25 protein-coding genes are annotated in these 25,277 nt (G+C 53.6%); 12 read left to right on the top strand and 13 right to left on the bottom strand.

The window, feature by feature from the left end; all coding sequences use genetic code 11:
- Positions 1-51: 51 nt before the first annotated feature.
- Positions 52-1,212: a pyridoxal phosphate-dependent aminotransferase gene (locus RTX30_RS17385; protein ID WP_312691416.1), complete on the top strand. Its 1,161-nt coding sequence runs from the start codon at positions 52-54 to the stop codon at positions 1,210-1,212.
- Between the two features lie 30 nt (positions 1,213-1,242).
- Here RTX30_RS17385 and dsbG read toward each other — a convergent pair whose 3' ends face one another.
- Positions 1,243-1,989, bottom strand: coding sequence for a thiol:disulfide interchange protein DsbG (gene dsbG / locus RTX30_RS17380; RefSeq protein ID WP_312691415.1), 747 nt, complete (start codon positions 1,987-1,989; stop codon positions 1,243-1,245).
- 365 nt (positions 1,990-2,354) lie between these two features.
- Here dsbG and ahpC point away from each other — a divergent pair, with 365 nt between their 5' ends.
- The gene (gene ahpC / locus RTX30_RS17375; protein WP_002894394.1) at positions 2,355-2,918 is read left to right on the top strand and encodes an alkyl hydroperoxide reductase subunit C; all 564 of its coding nucleotides are present in this window, start codon (positions 2,355-2,357) and stop codon (positions 2,916-2,918) included.
- 238 nt (positions 2,919-3,156) lie between these two features.
- Complete coding sequence (ahpF, locus tag RTX30_RS17370; protein ID WP_312691414.1) at positions 3,157-4,722, top strand: alkyl hydroperoxide reductase subunit F; 1,566 nt, start codon at positions 3,157-3,159, stop codon at positions 4,720-4,722.
- Between the two features lie 95 nt (positions 4,723-4,817).
- On the opposite strand, the gene uspG is transcribed toward ahpF, so the two are convergent.
- From uspG to dcuC, 4 genes are all read right to left on the bottom strand, one after another.
- The gene (gene uspG, locus RTX30_RS17365) at positions 4,818-5,246 is read right to left on the bottom strand and encodes a universal stress protein UspG (RefSeq protein ID WP_312691413.1); all 429 of its coding nucleotides are present in this window, start codon (positions 5,244-5,246) and stop codon (positions 4,818-4,820) included.
- A gap of 146 nt (positions 5,247-5,392) precedes the next feature.
- Entirely contained in the window at positions 5,393-5,803 is a 411-nt protein-coding gene (gene rnk / locus RTX30_RS17360; protein ID WP_312691412.1) for a nucleoside diphosphate kinase regulator, read from the bottom strand.
- 137 nt (positions 5,804-5,940) lie between these two features.
- A complete protein-coding gene (gene rna, locus RTX30_RS17355; RefSeq protein ID WP_409429828.1) occupies positions 5,941-6,717 on the bottom strand; it encodes a ribonuclease I in 777 nt (258 codons plus the stop codon).
- Positions 6,718-6,840: 123 nt separating this feature from the next.
- Positions 6,841-8,217 (bottom strand): anaerobic C4-dicarboxylate transporter DcuC, encoded by a 1,377-nt coding sequence (gene dcuC, locus RTX30_RS17350; RefSeq protein ID WP_312691410.1) that lies wholly within the window; start codon positions 8,215-8,217, stop codon positions 6,841-6,843.
- Between the two features lie 395 nt (positions 8,218-8,612).
- On the opposite strand from dcuC, the gene RTX30_RS17345 reads away from it, so the two are divergent.
- The 7 genes from RTX30_RS17345 to cspE all read left to right on the top strand — a co-directional run bounded on the left by RTX30_RS17345 (position 8,613) and on the right by cspE (position 16,346).
- Positions 8,613-8,969 (top strand): DUF2946 domain-containing protein, encoded by a 357-nt coding sequence (locus tag RTX30_RS17345; RefSeq protein ID WP_312691409.1) that lies wholly within the window; start codon positions 8,613-8,615, stop codon positions 8,967-8,969.
- Between the two features lie 53 nt (positions 8,970-9,022).
- Complete coding sequence (locus RTX30_RS17340; protein ID WP_312691408.1) at positions 9,023-9,370, top strand: copper-binding protein; 348 nt, start codon at positions 9,023-9,025, stop codon at positions 9,368-9,370.
- A gap of 12 nt (positions 9,371-9,382) precedes the next feature.
- Positions 9,383-10,639, top strand: a complete 1,257-nt coding sequence (locus tag RTX30_RS17335) for a TolC family protein (RefSeq protein ID WP_312691407.1) — start codon at positions 9,383-9,385, stop codon at positions 10,637-10,639.
- On the top strand, positions 10,636-12,090 hold the full coding sequence (locus RTX30_RS17330; RefSeq protein WP_312691406.1) for an efflux RND transporter periplasmic adaptor subunit: 1,455 nt from the start codon (positions 10,636-10,638) through the stop codon (positions 12,088-12,090). The genes RTX30_RS17335 and RTX30_RS17330 overlap by 4 nt, the downstream gene beginning before the upstream one ends.
- Positions 12,087-15,206, top strand: a complete 3,120-nt coding sequence (locus RTX30_RS17325; protein ID WP_312691405.1) for an efflux RND transporter permease subunit — start codon at positions 12,087-12,089, stop codon at positions 15,204-15,206. Before RTX30_RS17330 ends, RTX30_RS17325 begins: the two co-directional genes overlap by 4 nt.
- Positions 15,207-15,371: 165 nt before the next feature.
- Positions 15,372-15,935, top strand: coding sequence for a lipid IV(A) palmitoyltransferase PagP (gene pagP, locus RTX30_RS17320; RefSeq protein ID WP_312691404.1), 564 nt, complete (start codon positions 15,372-15,374; stop codon positions 15,933-15,935).
- A gap of 201 nt (positions 15,936-16,136) precedes the next feature.
- Positions 16,137-16,346 carry a transcription antiterminator/RNA stability regulator CspE gene (gene cspE, locus RTX30_RS17315; RefSeq protein WP_007373839.1) on the top strand — a complete coding sequence of 70 codons (210 nt, stop codon included), beginning with the start codon at positions 16,137-16,139 and terminating at the stop codon, positions 16,344-16,346.
- Positions 16,347-16,404: 58 nt separating this feature from the next.
- Here the strand turns inward: cspE and crcB are convergent, their stop codons facing one another.
- Positions 16,405-16,788 (bottom strand): fluoride efflux transporter CrcB, encoded by a 384-nt coding sequence (crcB, locus tag RTX30_RS17310; RefSeq protein ID WP_312691403.1) that lies wholly within the window; start codon positions 16,786-16,788, stop codon positions 16,405-16,407.
- A gap of 88 nt (positions 16,789-16,876) precedes the next feature.
- Between crcB and RTX30_RS17305 the strand changes: the two genes are divergently transcribed.
- The gene (locus RTX30_RS17305; RefSeq protein ID WP_312691402.1) at positions 16,877-17,665 is read left to right on the top strand and encodes a deaminated glutathione amidase; all 789 of its coding nucleotides are present in this window, start codon (positions 16,877-16,879) and stop codon (positions 17,663-17,665) included.
- A 127-nt stretch (positions 17,666-17,792) separates the two neighbouring features.
- Entirely contained in the window at positions 17,793-17,993 is a 201-nt protein-coding gene (tatE, locus tag RTX30_RS17300) for a twin-arginine translocase subunit TatE (RefSeq protein ID WP_312691401.1), read from the top strand.
- Positions 17,994-18,060: 67 nt separating this feature from the next.
- Here tatE and lipA read toward each other — a convergent pair whose 3' ends face one another.
- The 7 genes from lipA to mrdB form a co-directional block, all read right to left on the bottom strand.
- The gene (gene lipA / locus RTX30_RS17295) at positions 18,061-19,026 is read right to left on the bottom strand and encodes a lipoyl synthase (RefSeq protein WP_312691400.1); all 966 of its coding nucleotides are present in this window, start codon (positions 19,024-19,026) and stop codon (positions 18,061-18,063) included.
- 210 nt (positions 19,027-19,236) lie between these two features.
- Positions 19,237-20,190, bottom strand: coding sequence for a YbeF family transcriptional regulator (locus RTX30_RS17290; protein WP_312691399.1), 954 nt, complete (start codon positions 20,188-20,190; stop codon positions 19,237-19,239).
- 305 nt (positions 20,191-20,495) lie between these two features.
- Positions 20,496-21,137: a lipoyl(octanoyl) transferase LipB gene (gene lipB / locus RTX30_RS17285; RefSeq protein ID WP_312691398.1), complete on the bottom strand. Its 642-nt coding sequence runs from the start codon at positions 21,135-21,137 to the stop codon at positions 20,496-20,498.
- An 87-nt stretch (positions 21,138-21,224) separates the two neighbouring features.
- The gene (gene ybeD / locus RTX30_RS17280) at positions 21,225-21,488 is read right to left on the bottom strand and encodes a DUF493 family protein YbeD (RefSeq protein ID WP_312691397.1); all 264 of its coding nucleotides are present in this window, start codon (positions 21,486-21,488) and stop codon (positions 21,225-21,227) included.
- A 103-nt stretch (positions 21,489-21,591) separates the two neighbouring features.
- A complete protein-coding gene (dacA, locus tag RTX30_RS17275) occupies positions 21,592-22,803 on the bottom strand; it encodes a D-alanyl-D-alanine carboxypeptidase DacA (protein WP_312691396.1) in 1,212 nt (403 codons plus the stop codon).
- Positions 22,804-22,941: 138 nt separating this feature from the next.
- On the bottom strand, positions 22,942-24,147 hold the full coding sequence (gene rlpA / locus RTX30_RS17270; protein WP_312691395.1) for an endolytic peptidoglycan transglycosylase RlpA: 1,206 nt from the start codon (positions 24,145-24,147) through the stop codon (positions 22,942-22,944).
- 16 nt (positions 24,148-24,163) lie between these two features.
- Positions 24,164-25,276 (bottom strand): peptidoglycan glycosyltransferase MrdB, encoded by a 1,113-nt coding sequence (gene mrdB / locus RTX30_RS17265; protein ID WP_312691394.1) that lies wholly within the window; start codon positions 25,274-25,276, stop codon positions 24,164-24,166.
- Position 25,277: the final 1 nt, after the last annotated feature.

The following is a 25,277-nucleotide window of genomic DNA, read 5'->3' as shown; positions in this document are numbered from 1 at the left end:
GCATCGTGTTATAGTGGCGGCAACATGCGTATAACAACCAGGCAGCTGATAATGAGCAATAACGCACTGATTCCACAAAGTAAACTGCCCTCGCTTGGCACCACGATCTTCACGCAAATGAGCGCACTGGCGCAGCAGCATCAGGCCATTAACCTGTCGCAGGGGTTCCCGGATTTTGACGGTCCACGCTATTTGCAGGAGCGGCTGGCTTTCCATGTGGCGCAGGGAGCGAATCAGTACGCGCCGATGACGGGTGTACAAGCGTTGCGCGAAGCGATTGCGGAGAAAACCGAGGCACTGTACGGCCATAAACCGGATATTAACAGCGACATTACCGTTACCGCTGGGGCAACCGAAGCTCTGTATGCGGCGATTACGGCACTGGTGCGTCCGGGAGATGAAGTGATCTGCTTTGATCCCAGTTACGACAGCTACGCGCCAGCGGTGGCGCTCTCCGGTGGTGTGCTGAAGCGCATTGCGTTACAGCCGCCGCACTTTCGCGTCGACTGGCAGGCATTTGCCGGGCTGTTGAGTGAGCGTACGCGTCTGGTAATTTTAAATACGCCGCATAATCCCTCCGCAACGGTATGGCGAAATGCGGATTTTTCCGCGCTGTGGCAGGCTATTGCCGGGCAGGAAATTTACGTGCTGAGTGATGAGGTTTACGAGCACATCTGCTTTGCCGAAGAGGGGCATGCCAGCGTGCTGGCGCACCCACAACTGCGTGAGCGTGCGGTGGCGGTGTCGTCATTCGGTAAGACTTATCATATGACCGGCTGGAAAGTGGGTTACTGCGTGGCGCCTGCCGCCATCAGCGCGGAACTGCGCAAAGTACATCAATATCTGACCTTTTCGGTTAATACCCCGGCACAGCTGGCGCTGGCAGACATGCTGCGCGCCGAGCCGCAGCATTATCGCGACTTGCCGGGGTTTTACCGCGCCCGCCGCGATGTGCTGATCGCGGCCCTCAGTCAGAGCAAGCTGGAGATTTTGCCGTGTGAAGGCACCTACTTCCTGCTGGCGGATTACAGCGCGATCTCCGATCTTGATGACGTAAGTTTCTGCCAGTGGCTGACCAAAGAGGTCGGGGTGGCGGCCATCCCATTGTCGGTATTCTGCGCCGATCCGTTCCCGCACAAACTGATTCGCCTGTGTTTCGCAAAACAGGAGTCGACGCTACTGGCTGCGGCAGAGCGCCTCTGTAAACTGTAATGCGCCTCGGGCGGTGCTGCCTGCGCCGCCTTACTTCTCGCCCATTATGGCGTGCAGTTTTTCTGCATCCGGCAGTCCCACCTCCTGCTGTAACACGTTGTCTTCATTCATGTAATAAATAGCCGGAGTGGCGTTTGCGCCGAGATCGTCCATGATCTTTTGATTGATGTTGAGCTTTTTCAGGATTTCCGGCGGCACGTTTTTTGGCAGAGTTAACGCCATTTTGCCGTTCGATTGCTCATAGTCGTGCCAGCTTTTCGCGGGATCTTTCGCGCTCATGATCGCGGCCGCAACTGCCGGGCTTTCGGGTTTGATCACCCCGACCATTAGCGTGCGGATCTGTACTTTGCCGGCTTCCACCCACGGGCGAGCCTGTTGCCAGAACTGCTTGCAATACGGGCAGTAAGGATCGGCAAACACATAAACCACGCGCGGAGCCTCTTTTTTACCATCAAGGATCCAGTCGGCTTTTTCCATTTGCTGCCATAATGCGCGACCCGCCGGAGCATAGATCTCTTTAGCGATCAGTTTCTCGCTCAGGTTATTGCCAGCGCCATCGTACATATAACCAGAAATTGCGTGTTTGCCGTCCGGCGTGAGGTAAATGGTAACGCCCATTTCTTGGTATTTGCCGAGATAGCCCTTCATTCCCCCTGGCGCGTCGAAGGATTTAATGATAGTGATGCCTTGCTTTTCAATGGCCTTGACCGGTGCGGGCAGCTCTTCGGCGTGCAGGGTAAGCGGGAGCAGTGTCAGCATTAACAGGCGTTTACACATAAAAATCCTTATTAAATCAACGGATAAAAATGAACTTAGGGCAAACCTATTACAATCATCGGTAAGACCTCAGCTCAGAGCATTGTCGCGGGCGGCCAGCAGTGGTGTAATCATCAGGCTTGATGACCTAAGGTTATGAGCGCAACACTTTGCCAGCTTGCTGGCGCTGAAGTTACCCACGGGTATTTCAGGTATCGAGGCCACCCGTCGCGGTGGCCTTTTTACTTTTGGCATACCAGCCGTTCACATGGTTGTTCGTTGCGGGTTGTTAGCTAACGCTTATTGATTTGATAAAGCAAACGCATTAGCCCTATCAAACAAAGTTCGTTACCTTACACCCCATCGAAAACACGGAGGAAGTATAGATGTCCTTAATTAATACCAAGATTAAACCTTTTAAAAACCAGGCGTTCAAAAACGGTGAGTTCATTGAAGTAACCGAGAAAGATACTGAAGGCCGCTGGAGCGTCTTCTTCTTCTACCCGGCTGACTTCACCTTCGTATGCCCGACCGAACTGGGCGACGTGGCCGATCACTACGAAGAACTGCAGAAACTGGGTGTGGATGTTTACTCTGTTTCTACTGACACTCACTTCACCCACAAAGCGTGGCACAGCAGCTCCGAGACTATCGCAAAAATCAAATATGCGATGATCGGCGACCCGACTGGCGCCCTGACCCGTAACTTCGACAACATGCGTGAAGATGAAGGGCTGGCCGATCGTGCTACCTTCGTCGTTGACCCGCAGGGCATCATCCAGGCTATCGAAGTCACCGCTGAAGGCATCGGCCGCGACGCATCTGACCTGCTGCGTAAAATCAAAGCAGCACAGTATGTGGCATCTCACCCAGGTGAAGTGTGCCCGGCTAAATGGAAAGAAGGCGAAGCGACTCTGGCTCCGTCCCTGGACCTGGTTGGCAAAATCTAAATTTCTGCGCATATCGCGCCATAGCGCTGTTGGCGTTGCTTGCTCACCCCGGTCACTTACTTGTGTAAGCTCCCGGGGAATTACCCGCTAGCCGCCTTGCTCTGTCGCGAAATTGCTGGAAATTGTCTCTGATACGGGTGCTTTTTTGCGCCCGTTTTATTCAGCACCATGATGCAAGTTGCATTAGTGCAGCCACACTGTCGGCTTGCATGATGATGTTTTACGAGAGGGAATAACGATGCTCGACACCACAATGAAAACGCAACTCAAGGCGTACCTTGAGAAACTGACCAAACCTGTTGAGTTGATTGCCACGCTGGATGACAGCGCGAAATCGGCAGAAATTAAAGAACTGCTGGCAGAAATCGCTGAATTGTCTGAGAAAGTCTCTTTTAAAGAAGACAACAGCCTTACGGTGCGTAAACCCTCATTCCTGATCACTAACCCAGGTTCGAACAACGGCCCGCGCTTCGCCGGTTCGCCGCTGGGTCACGAATTTACTTCGCTGGTGCTGGCATTGCTGTGGACCGGTGGACATCCGTCTAAAGAGGCGCAAGAGCTGCTGGCGCAGATCCGCGATCTCGACGGTGATTTTGAATTCGAAACCTATTACTCACTTTCCTGCCATAACTGCCCGGATGTGGTGCAGGCGCTGAACCTGATGGCAGTGCTTAACCCGCGTATCAAACATACGGCGATTGATGGCGGTACTTTTCAGAACGAGATCACCGATCGTAACGTGATGGGCGTGCCGGCAGTGTACGTGAACGGTAAAGAGTTTGGTCAGGGGCGTATGACGCTGACGGAAATCGTCGCCAAAATCGATACCGGTGCAGAAAAACGCGCGGCGGAAGCGTTGAACAAACGCGAAACTTACGATGTTCTGATTGTGGGTTCCGGCCCGGCGGGTGCGGCAGCCGCAGTCTATTCGGCGCGTAAAGGTATTCGTACCGGTCTGATGGGGGAACGGTTTGGCGGCCAGGTACTGGATACGGTCGATATTGAGAACTACATTTCCGTGCCGAAAACCGAAGGCCAGAAACTGGCCGGCGCGCTGAAAGCCCACGTTGCGGATTACGAAGTGGATGTGATTGACAGTCAGAGCGCCAGCAGGCTTGTGCCGGCAAGCGTTGAAGGCGGCCTGCATCAGATCGAAACCGCCTCTGGCGCAGTGCTGAAAGCACGCAGCGTTATCATTGCTACCGGGGCAAAATGGCGCAACATGAATGTGCCGGGTGAAGATCAATATCGCACTAAAGGCGTGACTTACTGCCCGCACTGCGACGGCCCGCTGTTTAAAGGCAAACGTGTTGCGGTGATCGGCGGCGGTAACTCCGGTGTTGAAGCGGCTATCGATTTGGCCGGTATTGTTGAGCACGTCACTTTGCTGGAGTTTGCGCCAGAGATGAAAGCAGACCAGGTTCTGCAGGATAAAGTCCGCAGCCTGAAAAATGTCGATATCGTACTGAACGCGCAAACCACAGAAGTGAAAGGCGACGGCAGTAAAGTCACCGGGCTGGAGTACCGTGACCGTGTGAACGGCGATATTCACCAGGTCGCGCTGGCCGGGATCTTCGTGCAAATTGGGTTGCTGCCTAATACCACCTGGCTGGAAGGCGCCATTGAGCGTAACCGCATGGGCGAGATCATTATCGATGCCAAATGCGAAACCAGCGTGAAAGGCGTCTTTGCGGCGGGCGACTGTACGACGGTGCCGTACAAACAGATCATTATTGCTACCGGTGAGGGTGCCAAAGCCTCACTCAGTGCGTTCGATTACCTCATTCGCACGAAAACGGCATAACTCACAATAAGAAAGTAAGGCATTACCTGCACATATGAAGAGGCTACCTTCGGGTAGCCTCTTTTTTTACGCTGCGCGTCTGGCGACTTGACCGCTTACCTGACGACCAGCACCGGAATATGCGCGTGGCGCACGATATTGGCGGCATTGGAGCCGAGCAAGTGTGTCGAGATAGACGGGTTACGCGAGGCAATCACCACCATATCGGCATGCTTTTCTTCCGCCAGCTCGTTGACCATATCACGCACGTTACCAAAGCGAACATGGGTATGAATGCGTGACGAGTCGATATGAAAGTGAGTGATCATGGTACTCAGGCGCGTCTGCGCTTCGTGTTGCAGATGTTCTTCGAAACGGCGCAAATCGGCAGCGAAACGGTGCAGACTGAGGCTGGCGGAGGCGGGCAACACATGCAAAAGATGAATAACGCCTTCGCTCTGGACCAGAAATTCAGCGTGTCGCACGGCTTTGTCGCTTAACTCCATTTCGAAAACATCGACCGGCATAATGAGTGTCTGATACATAAACGCTTCTCCCTGTAGATTATGTCCATCTGATTGAAGCATAAAGGGGAGAAATATTTTGTTGCCTGGCTGGCAAATATGATGAATGGATGAGAGCGGAAAGAGGATGCGGATGCATCCTCTGCTAAACAGCGCAGCGGCGGGGATTAGAGCATAAAGTCGCCAGCAGCTTCAGGCTGGTAAAGTAACGCCAGCACTTCAAGGTCGGCTGTGGTGCCGCCCGGTAATGTCCAGTGAATGGTATCGCCCACGCGCAGGCCCAGCAGTGCGGCGCCGACCGGGGCCAGCACAGAAAGCTGAGTTGCGCTGTCTGTCACCTGCGACGGGTAGACCAGCGTGCGCACGCGTTCTTCACCGCTTTTCAGCTCGCGAAACTTCACCGTACTGTTCATCGTGACCACGTTATGTGGCATCGCTTCCGGCGCGCACATCTGCGCACGATCCAGCTCTTCATTTAGCGCATCCGCGACCGGCAGGCTGGCGTAAGCGGGTTGCTCAAGCAGGCTGTCGAGGCGCTCAGCGTCTCGCTCATTAATAATAATGGCAGGTCTGGGCATCTGTTACTCCATGACATTTGATTGATCCAAAGAAAAACCCTCGCCGACGGGCAGCGAGGGTTTGTCTACCGGTGATGATACTGACCCTGTGACGTACTGTGAAGTGACCCCGCGCACATTTGCCGGATTTCTGCGTGCTAATAACCCGCTTTGTCGATCACAAAACGATCGCCACAGTTACCCGGATGCGGCTGTGGCAACAGTGAGCCTGCGGCTAATGGGGCATTGATGGCATCGGCCTTGATGGCGATCTGCATCTCTGTGAGCCAGGCCGGATTGCCGCTACAGGTCAGTTTGAAGGCTTTTACGCTCTGAGGGCCATAAGCGTGTGCCACGGCGTTGTTAAACGCGTCGCGGGTGACCGTTTTGCCGTAGTTGTCGGCGAGGAAAACGCCGAGTGCACTCTGTTTGATTTCGGTGTTCATCCGTACCATTGCACCAAAATAATCGTCTGGATCGAAACCAAAGCACACGCCATGTTTGGCATATTCGTACCGCTCCAGGCAGGTATTGCTTCCCGCGCCGGGCATCACGGCATTGAGCTTGTTGGCAACTTCCAGCGATAGCCCGGTTTCTGCCGCAGCACATTTTCGGGTGGCTTTGGCTTCCGGCATGTTGGGAATGGGGCGCGTCGCGCAGCCAAAACGCATCCAGCGATTGTTATCGACACCGCGGGCGGCAATCGATTTGGGTAACGACGGCCACAGGCCATGCACCGTCAAATAATCGGCTTTGTTTGCCGGCTCTTTTTGCAGACGGCACTCATCGGGTTCGCTACGGCCGCTGTCATGCAGACTCTGGCAAAACCCGGTTTGCCAGGAGAGCGCCAGCACATACCGATCAAAGTCACCGTACTGTGTAGGTTGCAGAGGGGCGGCGTCAGCAACGGAAAGCCACGTTGCGACCATGCCCATGCTGATGATAGCGAGTCCCTTTTTAAGCATTTCAATTCCTGATGGGTAAGCCCTGCTTATTGTCATAGGCTATTAAACCATAAAAAAAGCGCCGTAAAGGCGCTTTTTCATCAGTGAAAAGGCTTAATGTGCGACAACGCCGGGCACCAGGAGTTCTGTGGCGATGATCACCACTATCAACCCGACGACGACCGGCACAGAGGTGCGTTTCACCACTTCAAACGGAGAGATGTTCGCCATCCCGGCGACGGCAACCACCACGCCAGAAACCGGTGAAATCGTGCGGCCAAGGTTGGAGGCTTGCAACATAGGAATCGACAGATATGCCGGGTTAATGCCGGATTCATGTGCCAGTTTGGGGATCATCTCGACAAAAGCATAGAACGGCGCGTTACCGGAACCGGTGGTCATGGCCGCCAGCATGGTAAGGATCACCAGCACCAGCATCAGAATAATGCTCGCTGAGCCAAACGAGGTAGCGATGGAAATCAGACTTTGAATAAAGCCAATGGTGCTCAGACCCTGGGCAAAGACCCCGGCGGCAACCAACAACATCACCACGCCTGCAAAGGCATCTGCCATGCCGCGGTAAGCGACTTCCAGGCCGGAAAACACCTTCTGCGTGTTAAACCCGCGGATAAATTCCAGCACGGCCGCCAGCAACATACAGATCACCAAAATGGTGATGATGTGCAGCTCCGGGCCCCATTTACCGTCAAAAATCAGCACCCCTATGATCGGAGTAAACGGCAGGAGGGCATAAAACGTCGGCGCCGTGGTGGTGATGTCTTTTACGTCCAGCATTTCACTGACGATATGCTCTTTTTTATCCAGATAGCGCTGCCAGAAGAAGTGCGCCACCGCCATCGCCACAATGGCTGCAATGGAGATAGGCAGGGTGGTTTTAAAGGCGAAATCCACCAGTGGCATTTCAGCGGCTTTGGCCGCCAGTACCACGTCTCCCGAGGTCGGAGAAAGAATAATGGCGGCAGGAGAGGCGCAAATCGCCGCAGCGGCACCGCGACTGATACCGACGTTCACCATTACCGGAAACAGCGTCGCCATTAACAAAACGCCCAGGCCCGTTGCCGAAGAGACGGCGAGTGACATCAGGCAGGCCACAAAATAGGCGGCAATCATCAGAATATATGGCGAGTTAATAAAACGCAGCGGGCGGGAGGCCAGTTTCACCACCATGTCGTTAGCGCCAATGTGCGTCATATAAGCGGCAAAACCGCACAGCATCATGATCATCATGCCGAGATCGCCGCCGCGGCTCATCAGCAGGATTTTCACATACTCGACAATATCAGTTGCGCTATAGCCGGTGCTGGTGGCGCTACCGGGTAAAATTTTATGCCCCATTAACGCGCTGACAATTAACAGTGCCAGGCCGCCAACAAACAGCACGCCGGTGGCGGAGTAACCTTTGATGATGTAGCGTGCAACGCCGACAATCACCACTACGCCGATCAGCAGTTCAACGAGTATAGAAATCATGTTATGGGTTCCGCAGGTTGGCCCGAAAGATAAGTAAGTAAAAAAACAGCAACGCAATGTGCCGAATAACACCTTTTCAGTAGATGATTAAAATCAACAAAGCAGCGCTTTGAGGGAATAATCGCGGTAAATAATTATCCGGAAACGAAATAAAAAAAGACATTCAATAAAGGCCATCGATTTAAAAAACGGTGATTGTTTTTTAAATGATGCAAAATAGTTAATTGCTTTGGGTGATTTGGTTTCTGTTTGCAGCCGGACGTAAATTTGTCAAAAAAAACTTTAAAAATAAAAATTGGCCTGCTTATACTCGCCGTTAATTTCTTTTCACCTTCTGGTGCTTTATGTACGCAGGCTGGCTATACCGATTGCGCTTTATTAAGCGGCATCTTTTGATGCTGCTGATAGCATTCGGTTGGCTGTTGATACAGAGCCAGGTCGCGGTCGCTTCCCATGACTGTGCATTAAGCGTGCAGAGCGGCAATGTTATGGTTCAGCATATGGACCACAGGATGATGGCAGGCAGCGCGCCGCAAACAAACACCCTGAAAACGCCGCTGTGCGAAAAGCATTGTGTTCCGGACCTGGCGCAAAAAGAGACGCCGCACCCGCCGCTGGTGGCGTTGCCGGTTAGCCTCTCTGTTGCGGTCGTCAGACCGGTTTGTCATGAAATGTCCCGAGAGGGATGGTCATTAACCCCGCCCGCCGCAGGCCCGCCGGCAACGATCCGTTTTTGCCGGTATCGGGAATAGATAACTGTTAATCCATTGAATTTAAAAATTTTATGATTAACAGGAGTCTTACTATGCGTTCTTATGTCCTTTATGCGCTTGCCGGCGCAATGCTGTTCTCTTTTTCCGCCGCTCAGGCGCAAACCCCGCACGATATGCACGGCACGCACGATATGTCGCAGCATAACGTCATGCCCATTGACGTGTACCAAAGCCAGGGCGTAGTGAAAAAAATCACCCCGCAATCCATTTCTATCGCGCACCAGTCTGTGCCCGCGCTCAACTGGCCACCCATGACGATGCAGTTCTCGCTGGCGGAGGGCAAGGTCCTGCCCGTCGTGCAACCTGGCGACAATGTCAGTTTCACCTTTATGCAAAGCGAGAACGGTTACCAGCTCGTTTCGTTGACGCCGCAACAGTAACCGGGGGCAGACATGGAACGATGCACACTGAGCCTGCGGCTTGGTGGGGTGTTGCTCGGGTTGATGTGCTCTGCCGTACAGGCGGAGCCACTGACGCTGACGCAATCCCTGGCCGCCGCGGAGCGCTACTCTGCTGAACTTTCTGCAAATCGCAATGAGGCGCGCGCGCTGGATGCGATGGCGGATTCTGCCCGCCAGCTGCCGGATCCAAAGCTGAAATTCGGTATTGAAAACGTCCCGGTACAGGGCAACAACGATCGCCGTTTAACCCGAGAAGGCATGACCATGCAACGGGTGGGCATCATGCAGCAGTATGTCAGCGCCGAAAAACGCGATCGCAAAGCCGATACCCTGCTTGCCGAAGCCCGTAGTGTAAACGCCAAATCAGCAGTGGTGCGTGCCACGCTTCAGCGCGATACCGCTCAGGCCTGGCTGGAACTCGCGTTGTCGGAAAAGGCCTTACACACTGCGCGCCAGTTACTGGCGGAGACGGAACGACAGCAGGGTGCGCAGCACGCCAGCGTGAGTGCAGGCGATGCCGCGCCAGACAGTGTTCTTGCCTTTCGGGTTGGATTGAGCGCCATGCGCGACAAAGTCACGCTAGCCGAACGCGATGTGCAACTGGCGCAAACCCGCCTGCTGCAACTGACCGGGCAAAACGTGACGGATGTGGCCGGTGAGATCCCCCGCTATCAACGACTACCCGCCGATGAAAACACGCTGGAACAGGCCATTTCCCGGCATCCAGATGTGATGGCCGCTGCGAGTGCCGCCAACAGCGCCAAAGCCCGTTCTGCTGAGTCTGCTATTGCGGCCATTCCGGATGTGGAAGTGGAAGTATGGTATGGCCGGCGTGCCGAGGGGTACGAAGATATGGCCGGAGTCATGTTTACCGTCGACTTGCCGCTGTTCCAGTCCCGTCGTCAGGACAAGGATCATGCTGCGGATGTTTCCCGGACGTTGCAGGCCAATGATCAACTTGCGCTGACCGAGCGGGATCACGTGGCGCAACTGCACGCGCTGATTGCGGAGTACCATGCCGCTCAAACCTTGTGGACCCGTCAGCGTGATGAGGTGCTGCCGCTGTTACGCCAACGCGCCAGTTTGCTGGCGTCACAGTATCGTGCCGGGCAATCCGGCTTACCGGAGTTGCTGGAAGCGCGGCGTAATGTTCTCGATGGTGAGCTTGCTGCTAACCAGGCTGAAAAAGCCATGGCACGGACGTGGGCCGCGATCCGCTGGTTGATCCCGCAGGAGTTAATGTCATGAATAAAACCATTTTAGCGCTCCTGGTTGCTGCCGTTGCGGCAGCCGGCATTGGCTATTTTGCGGGTCGCCAACATGTTGTCCCGGCAACGGCGGGCGCACCTGCGCCGGAGCGTAAGGTGCTGTACTGGTACGATCCGATGGTACCGGATCAGCGTTTTGATAAGCCGGGGGAATCCCCGTTTATGGATATGCCGCTGGTGCCGCGCTACGCCGATGAGGCACCCGCCACCGGGGGCGTGAGTATCAGTGCGCAACAACAGCAAAACCTCGGAATGACCACCGCCCGTGTAGAGAAACGCACTCTCGGTAGCGCGTTTTCAGCTTTCGCCACTGTCACCACTGATGAACGCAGTGTCCGTAGTGTGCCGTCGCCAGCGGCAGGCGTGGTCGAGAAACTGTATGTCCGGGCGCCGCAGCAGTGGGTGAAAAAAGGTGAGGCGCTGGCACAGTTGTGGATCCCGCAGTGGACGGCGGCCCAGCAGGAATATCTGGCGGTGCGTCAGTTAGGCGATGCCGCGTTGACACGGGCAGCCCGCGAACGGCTGGCCTTGCAGTTTATGCCGGAGGCAATTATCCGCGCCGTTGAGCGCAGCGGGAAACCACAAACCCGCCTGATACTGCGTGCCGGGGAACAGGGCTATGTGGTGAAGCTGGACACCCGTGAAGGGGCGCAGGTGGTTGCCACACAGAGTCTTTTTGAACTGGCGAGCCTCGATCCGGTGTGGCTGGTAGTGGATTACCCGCAAACGCAGGCATATGCGCTGGCGGCAGGCAGTGAAATTTTCGCCACCTCCGCCAGTTGGCCGGGGGAGCAGTTCCACGGTCGGGTCAGTGAATTATTGCCACAACTGGAGACCGCCACCCGAACGCTGAAAGCTCGTATCGTGCTCGACAACCGCCAACAAAAACTGAAGCCAGGCATGTTCCTTACCGTTACCGCAGCACAATCCACGCAGCAGGCCGCAGTACTGGCCATGCCAGAGGAGGCGCTGATTACCACCGGAGCGGCCAACAGAGTATTGCTGGCGACCGGGGAGGGCCATTTCCAGGCTGTGAATGTCACTGTTGGCCGCACAGCACAAGGCTGGGTCGAAGTCCTGTCGGGGTTAAAAGAGGGCGACAGTGTCGTGACATCGGGTCAGTTCCTGATTGATTCAGAAGCCAGTCTGCGCAGCGCGTTGCCGGCTCAGCACTCTTCGGCTGCAACGGAAAAAAGCGTGCAGGAATATGATGCTACGGGCGTAGTGAAGGCCATCGATAACGGCAGTATCACACTGGCGCACCAGCCTGTACCGGCGCTCAACTGGGGGGCGATGACCATGGATTTTGTGATGAAAGCACCGCAACCGGCGATCAACGTTGGAGACAAGGTGATGTTCAGTTTTACGCTGGATGATGAGGAAGGGGCGGTGATCACGCATCTGATGCCGGTGCAGGAGGCAATGAAATGATTGCTGCTGTCATTCGCGCATCGCTGCGTAACCGCTTACTGATCTTGCTGGCCGCCGTGGTGCTCACAGGTTGGGGGTTGTGGTCGCTACAACGCGCACCGCTGGATGCGTTGCCGGATCTGTCGGATGTGCAGGTTATCATTCGCGCCAGCTATCCAGGCAAGGCGCCGCAAATTATCGAAGATCAGGTTACGTATCCTCTGACAACCGCCATGTTGTCCGTGCCGGGCGCAAAAACGGTGCGGGGGTATTCGATGTTTGGCGATGCCTATGTCTATGTCCTGTTTGATGATGATACCGATCTCTACTGGGCGCGCTCGCGCGTGCTGGAAAATTTAAGTCAAATCCAGTCTTCTCTGCCTGCCGGGGTGAACGTCGGCCTGGGCCCGGATGCGACCGGCGTAGGGTGGGTGTATGAGTATGCGCTGGTGGATCGCAGTGGGAAGCACAATCTGGCGGATTTGCGGGCGTTGCAGGACTGGACGCTAAAATTTGAGCTGAAAACGGTGCCGAACGTTGCTGAAGTGGCAAGCGTGGGCGGTATGGTGCGCCAGTACCAGATCGTCGCCGATCCGGCACGCATGCGGGCGCTCACTATTACGCATGAACAGCTGGTCAGTGCGGTACAGGCGGCCAATCAGGAGAGTGGTGGGGCGTTGCTGGAGATGGGCGAAGCTGAATATATGGTGCGTACGACCGGTTATTTGCGCCAGTTGGCGGATTTTCGCCAGACAGTCATCGCCAGTCGCGACGGAGTGCCTGTAATGCTGTCCGATGTGGCGACGGTGCGCCTTGGGCCTGAGTTGCGTCGCGGTGTGGCGGAGTTTAACGGGGAAGGGGAGGTTGCGGGGGGTATCATCGTGATGCGTTACGGCAAAAATGCCCTGCAAACCCTTCATGCAGTGAAAGCAAAGCTCCGCGAGGTGCAAAAAACCTTACCTGCGGGCGTTGAAATCGTGCCGGTCTATGACCGTTCGACGCTGATTGAACATGCTGTCGGAACGCTGACCCATAAACTGATTGAAGAGTTTCTTGTCGTGGCGCTGGTTTGCACGCTGTTTTTGTTCCATTTTCGTTCAGCGCTGGTGGCCATTGTCTCTCTGCCGTTGGGGATTTTGGGTGCGTTTATCGTGATGCATTATCAGGGCATTAACGCCAATATTATGTCCCTCGGCGGCATTGCAATTGCTATTGGCGCGATGGTAGATGCAGCCATTGTAATGATTGAGAACATGCATAAGGTGATGGAGCAGTGGCGGCATGATAACCCCGGCCAGCAACCGACGGGCGCTGATTACTGGCGCTTTTCAGAAAAAGCCGCCGTTGAAGTCGGCCCCGCGCTGTTTTGCAGTCTGTTGATCATCACGTTGTCGTTTATTCCGGTGTTTTCGCTGGAGGCGCAGGAAGGGCGCATGTTTTCCCCCCTGGCCTTCACCAAAACCTGGGCCATGGCCGTGGCGGCCGGGCTGGGTATCACGCTGGTACCGGTACTGATGGGGCTGTTTATTCGCGGCAATATACCCGACGAGAAAGCCAACCCGATTAACCGCTTCCTGATCCGCATTTACGAGCCGCTACTGGATCGGGTGCTGGCATGGCCGAAAACGACGCTGGCCGTTGCACTGGCGTTGTTGATCGCAACATTCTGGCCGCTAAGCCAGTTAGGCAGTGAATTTATGCCTCCCCTCAATGAAGGCGACTTGCTGTATATGCCGTCGACTTTGCCGGGGATTTCTGCCCGTGAAAGCGGGCGTCTCTTGCAACAAACCGACAGGCTTATCAAAAGCGTGCCAGAAGTGGAAAGCGTGTTCGGCAAAGCCGGACGGGCAGAAAGTGCCACCGACCCTGCGCCACTGACCATGCTGGAAACCACCATTCGTTTTAAACCGCGCGATCAGTGGCGGGCCGGGATGACACCGGAAAAACTGGTGGAAGAGTTGGATAAAACCGTCAACGTGCCAGGTATCGCTAACGTTTGGGTGCCACCGATCCGTAACCGGCTGGATATGCTGGCAACCGGCATAAAAAGCCCGGTGGGGATAAAGGTGAACGGAAATAACATTGCAGATATTGAGCGTGTGGCGCAGCACATTGAGCAGGTGGTGAAGCGCGTTCCGGGCGTGACTTCCGCGCTGGCGGAACGTCTGGCAGGTGGCCGTTATGTCGATATAACGATTAACCGCCAGCAAGCCGCACGTTATGGCGTATCAGTTAAAGAGCTGCAATCGCTGGTTTCAACCCTGGTCGGTGGAGAAAACATTGGCGAGGTGTTACATGGTCGCGAGCGTTTCCCCATTAATGTGCGCTATCCACGTGAAGTGCGTGATAGTGTTGATTCCCTACGGAATTTACCGGTGATCACCGCCAACGGCGAGCAAATCGCCTTGGGTGAGTTGGCGGATATTGTGGTGACGGAAGGCCCGCCCATGTTGAAAAGTGAAAATGCACGGCTGTCGAACTGGATCTATGTCGATCTGCGCGGACGTGATTTGAAGTCAGCGGTGGATGAGATGCAGCAGCGGGTTGCGCAGCAGGTACAACTGCCGCAGGGGGTGACGCTGTCATGGTCAGGTCAATTTGAATACCTGGAGCGAGCCACGGCAAAATTAAAAGTCGTCCTGCCGGTAACGCTAATGATTATCTTTGTGCTGTTATTTATCACCTTTAAACGTGTGTCAGATGCCTTATTAATAATGGGGACTTTACCCTTCGCATTGATTGGCGGTGTGTGGTTGTTATGGCTGCTGGGATATAATTTATCTGTTGCCGGGGCGGTCGGGTTTATTGCCCTTGCTGGCGTGGCGGCAGAGTTCGGCGTTATTATGGTGCTGTATCTTAACCAGGCGCTGGAAAAATACCGGCAGCCTGGCGGTGGGGAGGAAAATAGCCGACTGATGCGTGCCATTCATGAGGGCGCAGTGTTGCGCGTACGCCCGAAAGTGATGACCGTCGCGACCATCATGGCGGGGCTTTTGCCTATTATGTGGGGCGGTGGCAGTGGTTCTGAAGTGATGAGCCGTATCGCTGCGCCAATGATTGGCGGTATGGTCACTGCCCCGTTGCTATCGATGTTTGTGATCCCCGCAGTGTATTTGCTGCTGCATAGAAAACGGTAGATTAATTTGCGCCCCAATATCGGGGCGCTCATTCATTATTATTAAGAAATAACTTAAAAAATAAATTCCTTACCAATCTTTTCAGTATTAATCCGATTTCGTTAAGGGAATATTCAGATAGCATACCCGAGAATATATCCTGTTTCGTAATATGGAATAACTACAGTGTCTGTAAATAAGAAGTTTTTTTGTATTTTATTATCTTTATTTTGTCAGCTTTCGGTGGTTAACACAGTACACGCAGCAGAAAAGGGCTGGTTTTCTGAGTTTACTGACGACGTAAAGCAAACCTGGCAGCAACCTGAGCATTACGATCTCTATGTGCCCGCCATCACCTGGCATGCGCGTTTTGCCTATGACAAAGAGAAAACTGATCGTTATAACGAGCGCCCCTGGGGGGCTGGTTTTGGTCAGTCCCGTTGGGATGAAGATGGAAACTGGCATGGCCTCTATTTGATGGTGTTTAAAGATTCGTACAACAAATGGGAGCCGATTGGTGGCTATGGTTGGGAGAAAACCTGGCGTCCTCTGGCTGACGACAACTTTCACCTTGGCCTGGGGTACACGGCTGGTGTGACTGCGCGTGATAACTGGAAGTACATACCCATTCCGCTGGTTTTGCCGCTGGCATCGATTGGCTATGGCCCGGCAACGTTCCAGATGACCTACATCCCTGGTACGTACAACAATGGGAACGTCTACTTCGCCTGGATGCGTTTTCAGTTTTAATGCTTTCCACGAGAGGCAAGTGATTTGACGTGGCGAACAGTTTTTAGACAGTGGCGAAACGCGGGATAAACCCGCTATCGAAAAAAACTTCGCGACATTTATCACTTTTTCTTGAATAACGACTGGACAAAAGTCGTCACAATTGTTGTACTGATACACGACACAGCATTTGTGTCGTTTTTTCATGTAAAGGTAATTTTGATGTCTAAGATTAAAGGTAACGTTAAGTGGTTTAATGAATCCAAAGGATTCGGTTTCATTACTCCGGAAGATGGCAGCAAAGACGTGTTCGTACACTTCTCTGCAATCCAGAGCAATGGTTTCAAAACTCTGGCTGAAGGTCAGCGCGTTGAGTTTGAAATCACTAACGGTGCCAAAGGCCCATCTGCTGCTAACGTAATGCCTGTCTAATCAGCTGCGTTGAGCAAGAATTTCAAAACCCGCCGAAAGGCGGGTTTTTTTTGTGGTCTCAGTTTGCATTCGCCGCTGAAAATAACCACATCGCCAGCGCCGTCATCGCAAACGAACCCAATAAATTAACGGCAACATTGAGTAATGCCCAGCCTGCACGCCCTTCCTGCAACAGAAACACCACTTCCGCAGAAAAGGTCGAGAACGTAGTCAACCCACCGCAGAACCCGGTGGTCAGCAAGACTTTCCACATCGGGTCAATATGCGTCATACGGTTAAACCACGCCAGCCCCATACCGATAATAAAAGCCCCCAGCAGGTTAGCTGTCAGGGTACCCAGCGGGATCGCCTGATGCGCCGGGTTAAGCTTCATGCTCAACATCCACCGCGCGACGCTGCCCGTGCCTCCGCCGATAAATACTGCTAAAAGAAGTTGTAACACCGTGAAATCCTGCTATTTGATTAGTAAGAGTGTGAGTTTAGCGCTACGGCCTCTTAATGGCTATGACGGCAAACGTGGAGGAGACGAGATGATAGTTGCGGCTGGGCAGTTCGTTGTCACGCCCGGATGGGAAAGCAATGCGCAAACCTGCGTATCGTTGATGGCGCAAGCCGCTGCCCGTCAGGCGTCGCTATTGGTTCTGCCAGAGGCTTTACTGGCGCGGGACGATAATGACCCTCATCTGTCGGTGAAATCCGCTCAGGAGCTTAATGGCGGCTTCCTGCGAGTACTGCTTGATGAAAGTCGGCGCAATAGGCTGACGACGGTACTCACCGTGCATGTACCGTCGACGCAAGGGCGGGCAGTAAATACGCTGGTAGTACTGCGCGGCGGGGAGATCATCGCGCAATATGCCAAGCTGCACATGTACGATGCCTTTAATATACAGGAGTCCGCGCGTGTGGATGCAGGGAATGAAGTCGCGCCGCTGATTGATGTGGACGGTTTCAAAGTCGGTCTGATGACCTGTTACGATCTTCGTTTTCCGGAGCTGGCAATGAAGCTGGCGCTGGGCGGAGCGCAAGTGTTGGTATTACCGGCAGCGTGGGTGCGTGGCCCGCTAAAAGAGCAGCACTGGGCGACGCTCTTGTCGGCGCGGGCGCTCGACACCACCTGTTATTTGGTGGCAGCTGGCGAGTGTGGCAATAAAAATATCGGGCAAAGTCGGGTAATTGACCCACAGGGTGTTACGGTTGCCGCTGCGGCAGAAGCCCCTGCTTTGATTTTTGCCGACGTCAACCCGGAGCGACTGGCAGAAACACGAGAGAAACTACCCGTTTTACGGAATCGACGTTTCGCTGCACCGCAATTGCTGTGATGTTTTTTTAAACAATGCTTGATTCATCTCGTAACAGATTGCTATTGTGTGCGCGCGCCGAATGACCGTTAATGAAATCCGGTTATAATGGTGCTTTATGCAGCCTGTTTTACGAAAGAAGGTATCTATGGGTGAGATTAGTATTACCAAACTGCTGGTCGTGGCGGCACTGGTTGTTCTGCTGTTCGGAACCAAGAAATTGCGCACGCTGGGCGGTGACCTGGGTGCAGCCATCAAAGGCTTCAAAAAAGCCATGAACGATGATGACGCCGCGAAAAAAGACGCCGAAGGCGGAGGCGCGACAGAAAAACTCTCTCACAAAGAGTAACCGCCCCCGACAGGCGAAAAAAAACCGGCCAGTAAGCCGGTTTTTTTGTTTTTGGTGTAAGCAAGTGTTACTTCACTTCCTCACCTTTTGCCTGCAGGTCGGCATGGTAAGAGGAGCGAACGAACGGACCGCATGCGGCATGGGTAAAGCCCATCGCCAGCGCTTCTTCTTTCATCTCGTCAAATTCATCCGGGCTGACATAGCGCTGAACCGGCAGGTGATGGCGGCTCGGCTGCAGGTACTGGCCCAGCGTCAGCATGGTCACGCCGTGGCGACGCAGGTCGCGCATCACTTCAATGATTTCTGCATTGGTTTCACCCAGACCTACCATCAGACCTGATTTGGTCGGAATTGAGGGGTGCGCTTCTTTAAAACGCTCCAGCAGCTTAAGGGACCAGTTATAGTCCGCCCCCGGGCGTACCTGGCGATAAATGCGCGGCACGTTCTCCAGGTTGTGGTTAAACACGTCTGGCGGCGTTGCGGTCAGGATCTCCAGCGCACGATCCATACGACCGCGGAAATCCGGCACTAGCGTTTCAATTTTAATCGACGGACTTTTTTCACGGATCGCGGTAATGCAATCGGCAAAGTGCTGAGCGCCACCGTCGCGCAGATCATCGCGGTCGACAGAAGTAATAACCACATAGCGCAAGGCCATATCGGCAATGGTCTGTGCCAGTTTCTGCGGTTCATTTGCATCAGGTGCGACAGGGCGGCCGTGGGCGACATCGCAGAACGGGCACCGGCGTGTACAGATGGCACCGAGGATCATAAACGTTGCGGTACCGTGGTTGAAACACTCAGCGAGGTTCGGGCAGGATGCCTCTTCGCAAACAGAATGCAGGCCGTTTTTACGCATGGCCGCTTTGATACCCTGAATACGGGAAGAGTCGGCCGGAAGTTTGATTTTCATCCATTCCGGTTTTCTCAGCAGAGCTTCACGCTCTGTGGCCACGTTTTTAACCGGGATAAGAGCCATTTTATCGGCATCGCGGTATTTAACACCGCGTTCCATCACAATGGGTTTACTCATAGCGTGCGTGTTCCAGTTGCGGGTAACGAAGTCAGCATTTCAATTCAAGGGAATGTTGTATTTATCAACTATTTTTGAATTAACGTGCGCGCAGTATACCATTGATGGCGGGCGGAAAGCAGCCTGACAACCTGCCTATTTGTAAAATAGTTGTTGTTTTGTGCAGAATGACCAGAAAGGGTAAGTACAATGGACAGGTGAAAACGGGCTTTAAAAAGCCCGTCGGATGACATCAATAACGTTTTCCAGCACCGGATCCCGCAGACTCAACTTGTTGTAATACACAGAAATATCGAGGTTTTCTGAGCTAACAGGCGGGAAGTCGATCTCGACCAGTGGCCAGCAATCGCTGAATAATTTGAACAACTGCGTGGTCATCAATCCCAGCAGATCGCTGTTGCCGATCAGTGCTGCGATAGTAAACATATTGTAACTGCTGAAACTGATCTGGCGCTCTGGAAAGAGATCCTGCACCCGTTGACGTAAGCCGCTCAGATTTTGCGCTTCCAGCATCACCATCGTGTGCTCATACTGCTGCAAAACCTCTTCGTTAATCGGCCCGTTCAAACAAGGATGCCCTTTACGGCACACCAGCATCAGGCGATCGGTATACAGCACATGGCTGTTAATCGCGCGTGACGCAGGAAGATGGGTGTCAATAATTAAATCCGTCTGAAACTGACTCAGTTGGCTTTCGCCATCTTTTACCGGAATATTGCGTATCATCAGGTGCGGGGCGCTGGCCTTTATTGCCTGGTAGATAACAGGTAAGGCTAATGCACCAATAGAAGGGGTAGTCCCAATCGTTATAGTACGCTGCTTATCGTAGCTGCCGGTGAGATCCAACGCGCCAAGAATAGATTCCAGTCCCTGACTAATATATTCATGCAGGTGCGAAGCGTAAGCCGTCGGCGTAACGCCCTGGCCTTTACGAATGAAAAGCGGATCGGGAAATATTGAGCGCAATTTTTGAATTGACTGGCTAATAGCAGAAGGCGTGAGGTTCAGCACTTTTGCCGCGTTAACGATCCCTTTGTGGACATATACTGCTTCAAAAATAGTCAATAAGTTGAGATCAATATTACGCAGTGTCCGGAAGATTTGCGGTTTGTCGTCCTCTGGTCGCCCGGTTATTCGCTTCGCCGGCAGGTTATTATTATCCACGCTTCTGCTCCGTAATCATTCGCAATATGAATGATAGTTGAATTTGTTTTTTTTGTTGATTATTAATTTGAGTTAACGTCCTGTCTCATATCATCATTACGTAGGTTTTTCATCGCGATGGCAGACAAGCACTCAAAAGACGTTTGGCCATAAGCATGAATACGAAGCCCGGGAAAGCATCGTAATGCTTATTAACCCGACAAGGCAGGTAGGTTGAAAATAGAGAATATGGCCTCTATTGTAAAGCGCTAACAGGTCAAATAAATAACGACCCGCACGAAATGCGGGTCGTAATACATCATATATTAAGCGCCCATATATTGATGTGGTGGATTGTTTAGTAACGCTAAAAACTCACGGATAAGAATTGTCCTTATTTTATCCTTATCGGGTTCTGCGCTGAACTGGCTCACCTGAGTCATTTCCATGCCGGCATAACCACAGGGGTTGATACGCAGAAATGGCGTGAGATCCATCGCAATATTTAACGCCAGCCCATGGAATGAGCAGCCTTTACGTATCCGCAATCCCAGCGAGCAGATCTTTTTTCCGTCGACGTAAACGCCCGGTGCATCTGCGCGGGCCTGCGCAGCAATATCCAGCGTAGCCAGGGTGTTAATCACGGTGTTTTCCAGCAATGTCACCAGCTCGCGCACGCCAACTTTGCGGCGCTTAAGGTTGATCAGCACGTACATGACCTGCTGGCCGGGGCCGTGGTAAGTGACCTGCCCCCCCCGATCGCTCTGGATCACAGGAATATCGCCAGGTGCGAGCAGATGTTCGGCTTTGCCTGCCTGACCCTGGGTAAAGACCGGGGGGTGTTCGACCAGCCAGATTTCATCGGGCGTGGTGTCGTCGCGGGTATCGGTGAATTCATGCATCGCCCGGGACACGGGATCGTAAGGCTGCAAGCCCAGGTTGCGGATGAGGATTGTATCCTGAGACAAAACGGCATCTCCAGGGGAGAAAAGAGTGGGGGAAGTATATCATAGGGAAGACGTTACCCGAATGTTTCCGGATAACGTCTCTAAGAGTTACAGCACCATACGAACAATTTCGATATTGCCAAGCTCTTCGTACAGCGTTTCAACCTGCTCAATGTGGGTGGCAGTAATGGTGATAGATACCGAGTGGTAATTGCCTTTGCTGCTTGGTTTTACCTGCGGAGAGTAATCACCTGGCGCATGGCGCTGTACCACTTCAACCACCTGATCAACCAGCTCAGGTTTCGCCAGACCCATTACTTTGTAGGTAAAGGGTGTCGGGAATTCAAGCAGTTCTTTGAGATTGGTTTTCATGTCAGCTCCGGCGTAAAAAATAACAACTCCTGCCACAAGGGCAGGAGTTTTTTAGGATACCTAGTATATGGGGGCGAAGATCACACTTTCAAGTGTTCAATTTTTAGCCAAACCAGTGATGGAACATCAATTTAATGTAATCAATGATTTTGCCGAAGAAATTGCCTTCTGGGATCTCCTGCAGCACCACGAGCGGGCGTTGCTCGATGGTTTTGCCATCCAGCTGGAAGTTGATTGACCCCACAACCTGATTTTTCTGCAGCGGTGCGTGCAGCTCACTGGTACTCAACACGTAGCTGGCTTTCAAATCTTTCATACGCCCGCGCGGGATGGTCAGATACACGTCTTTATCCACACCAAGCGAAGCACGATCGCTGTCGCCGAACCACGCAGGCTCGGAGGCAAACTCTTTACCGGCTTTGAGCGGACTCACTGTTTCAAAGAAACGGAAGCCCCAGGTCAGCAGTTTTTTGCTTTCGGTTTCGCGGCCTTTGAAGGTACGCCCACCCATAACTGCCGAGATCAGGCGCATCTGGCCTTCGGTTGCCGATGCGACCAGGTTATAGCCTGCTTTGTCGGTATGGCCCGTTTTGATGCCGTCTACGTTCAGGCTGTTATCCCAAAGCAGGCCGTTACGGTTAGTCTGGCGGATACCGTTAAAGGTAAACTCTTTTTCTTTATAGATAGAGTATTCGTTCGGCACATCACGGATCAGAGCCTGTCCAATCAGCGCCATATCGCGTGCGGAGCTGTACTGACCGTCCGCATCCAGGCCGTGTACGGTCTGGAAATGGCTGTTTTTCAGGCCAAGCGCGTTGACATAGTTGTTCATCAGACCGACAAACGCATCCTGGCTGCCTGCCACGTAATCCGCCATAGCGACACAGGCGTCGTTACCGGATTGCAGGTTAATCCCACGGATAAGCTGGGAAACCGGAACTTGCATGCCCGGTTTCAGGAACATCAGCGAAGAACCGCGGAAAACCGGGTTGCCGGTTGCCCATGCGTCGTTACCGATAGTCACCAGATCGCTGTCTTTGAACTTGCCGGCTTTCATCGCCTGACCAATAACATAGCTGGTCATCATTTTTGTCAGGCTTGCAGGATCGCGGCGCGCATCGGCGTTCTGTTCCGCCAGCACTTTGCCGGAGTTGTAATCGATCAGGATATAAGACTCCGCATCGATCTGCGGAACGCCAGGGATCATGGTTTTAATATTCAGGTCATCAGCGTGAGCGGCAGAAAGTGTGGCTGCGGTCAGCGCTGTGGTGAGCGCCAGGCGCTGCACAAAACGAACGGAGAGAGTGGTCTTCATGGTCGAACAACGACATCCGTGATGGAGTTAAAAAAAGTGCCTTACTATAGCAAAAGCTATATCGGCAGGCATCTGACTTTCCGCATGACTTTGTTAATGTTGCTTACACAAGTTGACAGAGTCAGACGCCTTACCCGGTTACTGCGCGTTAGTAATAAACGACTGGAGTTGCGCTTCGTTTTGCAAACGCCCCTGCAATGCGCTGGCATCGGCTTTATTACTGAACGGCCCTAACTGCACGCGCCAGACTGCGCCGTTTTGTACGACACGGCCTGGAACGGAAAATTGCTGCGCAAGGCGCTGCTGATATTGCTGAGCCCGAGCCTGATCGCTGACCGCACCCACCTGCACCATATAACTGCCGCTGGCTGCAGCGACTGCAGTGCTGGCTGTCGCTGTGCTGGTTGCAACATGCCCCTGCACAGAACCTGGCGCGGTGACCGGTGCGTTGCGCGTTGCCGGTGCGCTGGTCTGCATGACTGCTGCGGATTGCTGGGCCGGAGCCACAGTCTGGGTCATCGAGGTAGACGGAGTTGTTGCGCCAGCTTGCGTTGCGCTAGCGGCATCGCTCCCTTCAAGAACACCGGATGCCAGCGGCGTTGGCGCGCCAAGGAAACCGCCACCGCTTACCGGTGCGCCGGTAGTATCGTCGCTTTTCAGGGTATCGTTGCTGATCGCCTGAACATTGCTCTGTGGTTGTGCAGCCGGAGCAGGCGTAGAAGTCGCACTGCCTAAACCACCGCCAAGGTCAGGGCGTGCCGGCAGGACATACGTTTGCTGTGCAACCTTGGTACAGGCCATGCCTGGACCAGAAAGCGAACCGTCCTGTGCCACCAGAATCGGATCGATGCGCACTTTGGTGTTGTTTGAGGTATTCAGGCGATCCGCTGCCGCACGGGAAAGCGAAATAACACGGTCGTTGCCGTACGGCCCGCGGTCGTTGATGCGCACCACAATCATGCGACCGTTGGCCAGGTTAGTGATACGCGCGTAGCTTGGGACAGGCAACGTCGGGTGGGCTGCCGTTAGCTGCATCGGGTCAAATGCTTCGCCAGATGCCGTCAGGTTGCTGCCCGGCTCGGCATCATAAATGGCAGCAAGACCTGCCTGACTGAAGCGGGAGGGATCCTGGACCACTTTATAGCGTTTCCCATCGCGTTCGTAATCCTGATTCGCCGTCGCATTGAGCGGCTCGTAGTGAGGCTCCGCGCCGCTGATTTCAACGACAGGGCCGTTGCACACCGCAGGTTGAGGCGCTACGGTCGTCTGTTGCTGACCATCATCATTTGAACATGCCGCCAGTAATCCTGCTGCTATGCAGACCCCAAGCCATTGCTTACGCATTGCGCACCTCATATCGTTATACGTTTTTGGACAACATTTTCCTGTGGGTATGGATCGACATCACGATACCAAACCCGGCCATGAGTACGATCAGGGCGGACCCCCCGTAACTTATCAGCGGCAACGGTACGCCCACCACCGGCAGGATACCACTCACCATACCAATATTTACGAACACATAGACGAACAAAATCAACATTAAACCACCGGCCATGACCCGGCCAAATGTGGTCTGTGCCCGGGCGGCAATCCATAGCCCACGCATAATCAACAATAAATAGAGTGCCAGCAAAATCAGAATGCCAACCAGACCGAGCTCTTCCGCCAGCACCGCAAAGATAAAGTCGGTATGGCGTTCAGGCAAGAACTCCAGCTGAGACTGGGTGCCGTGCAACCAGCCTTTACCGCTCAGTCCCCCGGAGCCGATCGCAATTTTCGACTGAATAATATGATAGCCCGCGCCCAGCGGATCGGTTTCCGGATCGAGCAACATCATTACCCGCTGACGCTGGTAGTCGTGCATCAGGAAGAACCACAACACCGGAATAAACGCAGCAATCAGCACCACGGCGATACCAATCAACCGCCAGCTCAGGCCAGAGAGGAACAGCACGAACAGCCCGGAGAGCACAACCAGAATGGACGTTCCCAGATCCGGTTGTGCTGCTACCAGTAGCGTGGGCACGAAGATCAACACCAGCGCAATGCCGGTATTTTTCAGCGACGGCGGGCAAACATCACGGTTAATAAAGCGCGCTACCATCAACGGTACGGCGATTTTAGCAATCTCCGAGGGCTGGAATCGCACGATGCCCAGATCCAGCCAGCGTTGCGCGCCTTTCGAAATTGCACCAAAGGCATCTACCGCCACCAGCAGAATAACGCAGAAAATATAGAGGTAGGGCGCCCAGCCTTCATACACACGCGGTGGAACTTGCGCCAGCACCACCATAATGATCAGGCCCATTGTAATCTGACCAATTTTGCGTTCGGTCATGCCAATGTCCTGACCGCTGGCGCTCCAGATAACGATGGCGCTGTAAAACAGGAGCGCCAGAATGATCAGCAGCAACGCCGGATCGATATGGATTTTATCCCAGAACGATTTCTTGTTCGGATTATCCGTCATG

Source organism: Kosakonia sp. (genome assembly GCF_032052965.1).
Lineage (GTDB): Bacteria > Pseudomonadota > Gammaproteobacteria > Enterobacterales > Enterobacteriaceae > Kosakonia.
Note: the sequence above shows the minus strand (reverse complement) of the source record. Positions and strands in the feature narration are given on the sequence as shown.

Excerpts from the sequence above, each read along its gene's own strand:
- rna (WP_409429828.1), bottom strand. The coding sequence starts at position 6,717 with ATGGGCATGGTCGCAACGTGGCTTTCCGTTGCTGACGCCGCCCCTCTG.
- RTX30_RS17345 (WP_312691409.1), top strand. The coding sequence starts at position 8,613 with ATGCTGCTGATAGCATTCGGTTGGCTGTTGATACAGAGCCAGGTCGCG.
- RTX30_RS17385 (WP_312691416.1), top strand. The coding sequence starts at position 52 with ATGAGCAATAACGCACTGATTCCACAAAGTAAACTGCCCTCGCTTGGC.
- RTX30_RS17330 (WP_312691406.1), top strand. The coding sequence starts at position 10,636 with ATGAATAAAACCATTTTAGCGCTCCTGGTTGCTGCCGTTGCGGCAGCC.
- rnk (WP_312691412.1), bottom strand. The coding sequence starts at position 5,803 with ATGCCCAGACCTGCCATTATTATTAATGAGCGAGACGCTGAGCGCCTC.
- cspE (WP_007373839.1), top strand. The coding sequence starts at position 16,137 with ATGTCTAAGATTAAAGGTAACGTTAAGTGGTTTAATGAATCCAAAGGA.
- RTX30_RS17325 (WP_312691405.1), top strand. The coding sequence starts at position 12,087 with ATGATTGCTGCTGTCATTCGCGCATCGCTGCGTAACCGCTTACTGATC.
- RTX30_RS17305 (WP_312691402.1), top strand. The coding sequence starts at position 16,877 with ATGATAGTTGCGGCTGGGCAGTTCGTTGTCACGCCCGGATGGGAAAGC.
- dsbG (WP_312691415.1), bottom strand. The coding sequence starts at position 1,989 with ATGTGTAAACGCCTGTTAATGCTGACACTGCTCCCGCTTACCCTGCAC.
- uspG (WP_312691413.1), bottom strand. The coding sequence starts at position 5,246 with ATGTATCAGACACTCATTATGCCGGTCGATGTTTTCGAAATGGAGTTA.
- tatE (WP_312691401.1), top strand. The coding sequence starts at position 17,793 with ATGGGTGAGATTAGTATTACCAAACTGCTGGTCGTGGCGGCACTGGTT.
- lipA (WP_312691400.1), bottom strand. The coding sequence starts at position 19,026 with ATGAGTAAACCCATTGTGATGGAACGCGGTGTTAAATACCGCGATGCC.
- ybeD (WP_312691397.1), bottom strand. The coding sequence starts at position 21,488 with ATGAAAACCAATCTCAAAGAACTGCTTGAATTCCCGACACCCTTTACC.
- dcuC (WP_312691410.1), bottom strand. The coding sequence starts at position 8,217 with ATGATTTCTATACTCGTTGAACTGCTGATCGGCGTAGTGGTGATTGTC.
- rlpA (WP_312691395.1), bottom strand. The coding sequence starts at position 24,147 with ATGCGTAAGCAATGGCTTGGGGTCTGCATAGCAGCAGGATTACTGGCG.
- RTX30_RS17335 (WP_312691407.1), top strand. The coding sequence starts at position 9,383 with ATGGAACGATGCACACTGAGCCTGCGGCTTGGTGGGGTGTTGCTCGGG.
- mrdB (WP_312691394.1), bottom strand. The coding sequence starts at position 25,276 with ATGACGGATAATCCGAACAAGAAATCGTTCTGGGATAAAATCCATATC.
- RTX30_RS17340 (WP_312691408.1), top strand. The coding sequence starts at position 9,023 with ATGCGTTCTTATGTCCTTTATGCGCTTGCCGGCGCAATGCTGTTCTCT.
- ahpF (WP_312691414.1), top strand. The coding sequence starts at position 3,157 with ATGCTCGACACCACAATGAAAACGCAACTCAAGGCGTACCTTGAGAAA.
- ahpC (WP_002894394.1), top strand. The coding sequence starts at position 2,355 with ATGTCCTTAATTAATACCAAGATTAAACCTTTTAAAAACCAGGCGTTC.
- dacA (WP_312691396.1), bottom strand. The coding sequence starts at position 22,803 with ATGAAGACCACTCTCTCCGTTCGTTTTGTGCAGCGCCTGGCGCTCACC.